General features: G+C 71.6%; 3 protein-coding genes. 2 read left to right on the forward strand and 1 reads right to left on the reverse strand.

Features of this window, described 5'->3' with window-relative positions; genetic code table 11:
* Nucleotides 1–201 precede the first annotated feature (201 nt).
* The gene (locus O3Q52_RS50545) at nucleotides 202–636 is read right to left on the reverse strand and encodes a helix-turn-helix domain-containing protein (RefSeq protein WP_269655154.1); all 435 of its coding nucleotides are present in this window, start codon (nucleotides 634–636) and stop codon (nucleotides 202–204) included.
* Nucleotides 637–728: 92 nt separating this feature from the next.
* Here O3Q52_RS50545 and O3Q52_RS50550 point away from each other — a divergent pair, with 92 nt between their 5' ends.
* Both O3Q52_RS50550 and O3Q52_RS50555 read left to right on the forward strand, forming a co-directional pair.
* Nucleotides 729–2,342 (forward strand): MFS transporter, encoded by a 1,614-nt coding sequence (locus O3Q52_RS50550; protein WP_269655155.1) that lies wholly within the window; start codon nucleotides 729–731, stop codon nucleotides 2,340–2,342.
* A 35-nt stretch (nucleotides 2,343–2,377) separates the two neighbouring features.
* Nucleotides 2,378–3,610, forward strand: coding sequence for a 4-hydroxybenzoate 3-monooxygenase (locus O3Q52_RS50555; RefSeq protein ID WP_269655156.1), 1,233 nt, complete (start codon nucleotides 2,378–2,380; stop codon nucleotides 3,608–3,610).
* The last annotated feature ends 25 nt before the right edge of the window (nucleotides 3,611–3,635 follow it).

Genomic DNA, 3,635 nt, shown 5'->3' on the forward strand with positions numbered 1-3,635 from the left:
CCCGACGCTCTCCCGATCTGGGGCCCCGCCCCCGAACCCCCAAAAGACTGCGCAGTCCCCCGCGCCCCTTTTAGGGGCGCGGGGAACCGCGCGACCAGCCACAACGCACCCGCACCCGACAACCCACCCCACGGGGTCTGGGGCGGAGCCCCAGGGGACGGGAATAGGTAGGGGCGGCGGGGGCGAAAACCGCCCGCCCCCTCAACCAGCGGCCCCCACCCGCTCGTCATAAGCCTCCCGGGCCGCCGCGATCTCCCCCTGGTGGGCCTCCGTCCAGGACACCAGCGACCGGATGGTCGAGTGGAGGGTCCCGCCGAGGGGAGTGAGCTCGTACTCCACCCGAGGCGGCACCACAGGATGCACGGTCCGCTTCACGAGCCCGTCCCGCTCCAACTGCCGCAGCGTCACCGTCAGCATCCGCTGACTCACCCCGTCGATCTCCCGCCGCAACTCGGTGAACCGCAACCGCCGGTTGTCGAGCAGGGCGATCACGAGGAGCGACCACTTGTCGGCCACCCGGTCGAGGATCTGCCGCACCTGGCAGTCCTCCCGGGTGTCCCACTGGAAGGGATCGGTGTCCTCGCCGTCCATGGTTACCGCGCACTTACTCGGTGACTCCAAAGTGCCTTCTTCCATGTCCGCCGATGCTGCCGCAGGCTGGCACCGGTTACAAGAGGGAACCGACCCTCATTCGGGTAACCGCCCCTTCGTCGACCCAAGGAGTCGTGATGGGCACCCGTGCCTGGGCCCTGCTGCTCGTCCTCTGCGGAACGATCTTCCTGGAGGGCATCGACGTCGCCATGCTGGCGGTGGCGATCCCCTCCATCAGATCCGACCTCGACCTGGCGACCGACACCGCGGCCTGGGTGATGAGCGCGTACGTGCTCGGCTACGCCGGCTTCACCCTGCTCGGCGGCCGCGCGGCCGACCTGCTGGGCCGCCGCCGGATGTTCCTCACCTGGCTGACGGTCTTCCTCGCCTTCTCGGGCCTGGGCGGCTTCGCCACGGAGGGCTGGACGCTGATCGTCGCCCGCTTCGTCACCGGCGTCTCGGCCGCGTTCATGACCCCGGCCGCGCTGTCCCTCATCACGACGTCGTACGAGGAGGGCGAGCAGCGCAACAAGGCGCTGCTGGTCTTCGCGGGCACGGCGGCCGGCGGCTTCTCCCTCGGCCTGGTCATCGGCGGCCTGCTCACCCAACTGGGCTGGCGCTGGGTCTTCTTCGCCCCGGTCCTGCTCGCGGGCGCCCTGCTCGTGGCGGCGGTACGCCTGATCCCGCACCAGCCGCGCACCGCGGAACCCGAGAACGGGGAACGCCAGAACGCGGAACGCCAGAACGCGGAACCCGAGAACCAGGAACCCGAGAAGAGCCCCGGGCGCCCCCGGCGGCGTACCGAAGGGTTCGACATCCTCGGCGCCGGCACCGCCGCGGCCGCCATGCTGCTCGCCGCGTACGCCGTCATCCGCCTCGAACACGGCCTGGACGGCTGGCAGTTGACCGCCGGAGCCGCCCTCGCAGCGACCACCCTGCTCGTCGTCTTCGTCGCCGTCGAACGCCGCACCCCCACCCCCCTCGTGCGCCTCGGCATCCTCCGCACCGGCTCCGTCGTACGGGCCGATCTCGGCGCGCTCCTCTTCGTGGGCGCCTTCTTCGGCTTCCAGTTCGTCCTGACGCTCTACCTCCAGGAACTGCGCGGCTGGTCCTCCCTGCAGACGGCGATCGCCCTGGTGGTGCTGGGCTGCGACGCGATCCTCGCCCCCACGCTCACCCCGCGCCTGGTCACCCGCTTCGGCCACGCCAAGGTGATCCTCGGCGGCTTCGTCCTGGCGGTCGTCGCGTACGGGCTCTTCCTTCCCGTGGGAATGGACTGGTCGTACGCGGCGATGTTCCCGACCCTGATCATCGCGGGCACCGCCTTCGCGCTGGCCTACGGTCCGCTCACGATCGCGGCGACGGACGGTGTGGCGGAGTCCGAACAGGGCCTGGCGAGCGGTCTGTTGCACACCGCCACCCAGTTCGGCTCGGCGATCGGCATCTCGGCGGTGACGGCGGTGTACGGCCTGGCCTCCTCCGGCGCCTCCGCAGGCTCCGACCCGGACGCCACCCTCTCCGCCTTCCGCGCGGCCCTGATCGTCCCGGTGGGGATGGTGACACTGGGCGCGCTGCTGTCGTCCTTCGGCCTCAGAAGCCGTACGAAACCGCCGACAGCCGGAGCCCCCGCCGCACCCGCCACGGCCGCACCCGCCACGGCCGCACCCACCACGGTCGCGGCCACCGCTTCCGTCACCGGCGCGGCCATTCCCGACCCGTCCGCCAACCCCACCCGGCAGGCTTCGAGTTGACAATCGGGCCACACCGGATTCGCCATACTGTTCGCATGACCGCAGACGCCTCCGCTCCGTCCGCCCCCGCTCCCGCCCGCGCGCAGCGCACCCGCGTCGTCATCGTGGGGGCGGGGCCCGCGGGACTGACCCTCGCCAACATCCTCCGGGCCGCCTCCGTCGACTGCGTGGTGCTGGAGAACGAGAGCAGGGACTTCATCGAACAGCGGCCGCGCGCGGGCTTCCTGGAGGAGTGGGCGGTCCGCGCGCTGGAGGGGCGGGGCCTGGCGGACCGGCTCCTGGAGAACACCGTGGCGCACACCGAGTGCGAGTTCCGGTTCGCCGGAGAGCGCCACAGGTTCCCGTACGCCGACGTGTCGGGCCACCGGCACTACGTGTACCCGCAGCCGCTGCTGGTGACGGACCTGGTGCGGGAGTACGCGGACGTCCGGGGCGGCGACATCCGTTTCGGCGTCCGCGACGTCGAGCCGGCCGGGATCGACACGGACCGGCCCTCGGTGGCGTACACGGATCCCGAGACGGGCGAACGGGTCCGCCTGGACTGCGAGTTCATCGCGGGCTGCGACGGCGCACGCGGGGTGACCCGGGACCGTATGCCCGTGGAGCACGTCACCGTCGCCCGGCACGACTTCGGTGTCGGCTGGCTGGCGCTGCTGGCCGAGGCGCCGCCGTCCTCCGACTGTGTCGTCTTCGGCATCCACCCGCGCGGGTTCGCCGGGCACATGGCCCGCAGCCCGCAGGTCACCCGCTACTACCTGGAGTGCCCGCCGGGCGACGACCCGGAGAACTGGTCGCACGAGCGCGTGTGGGCCGAGCTCCACGCACGCCTCGGGGCGGAGGGGGCCCGGCCGCTCAACGAGGGCAAGCTGATCGAGAAGCGGGTCCTGGCCATGCACAACTACGTGGTGGAGCCGATGGTGTACGGGCGGCTGTATCTCGCCGGCGACGCGGCCCACCTCCTCGCGCCGATCGGCGCGAAGGGCATGAACCTCGCGATCCACGACTCCCTGCTGCTCGGCGACGCGCTCGTCGCGTACTACGGCAAGGGGGACGACAGCGGGCTGCGCGGCTACTCGGCTGCCTGTCTGCGGCGGGTGTGGCAGTACCAGGAGTTCTCGCAGTGGCTCTCCGACGTGTACCACGGTGCCTCGTCCGGCGATCCGTTCAAGGCGGGTACCTCGATGGCCAGGCTGCGGCGGATCCTCGCCTCACCCGCCGCGGCGACCGGCTTCGCGGAACTGTTCCTCGGCAAGGACACGGATTACTGACGCCGACGCCGACGCCGACGCCGAC

The organism is Streptomyces sp. ActVer (assembly GCF_027270795.1).
In the GTDB taxonomy this organism is placed as follows: Bacteria; Actinomycetota; Actinomycetes; order Streptomycetales; family Streptomycetaceae; genus Streptomyces; species Streptomyces umbrinus_A.

Coding starts and splice junctions, on each gene's coding strand:
- O3Q52_RS50555 (WP_269655156.1), top strand. CDS start 2,378: ATGACCGCAGACGCCTCCGCTCCGTCCGCCCCCGCTCCCGCCCGCGCG.
- O3Q52_RS50545 (WP_269655154.1), bottom strand. CDS start 636: ATGGAAGAAGGCACTTTGGAGTCACCGAGTAAGTGCGCGGTAACCATG.
- O3Q52_RS50550 (WP_269655155.1), top strand. CDS start 729: ATGGGCACCCGTGCCTGGGCCCTGCTGCTCGTCCTCTGCGGAACGATC.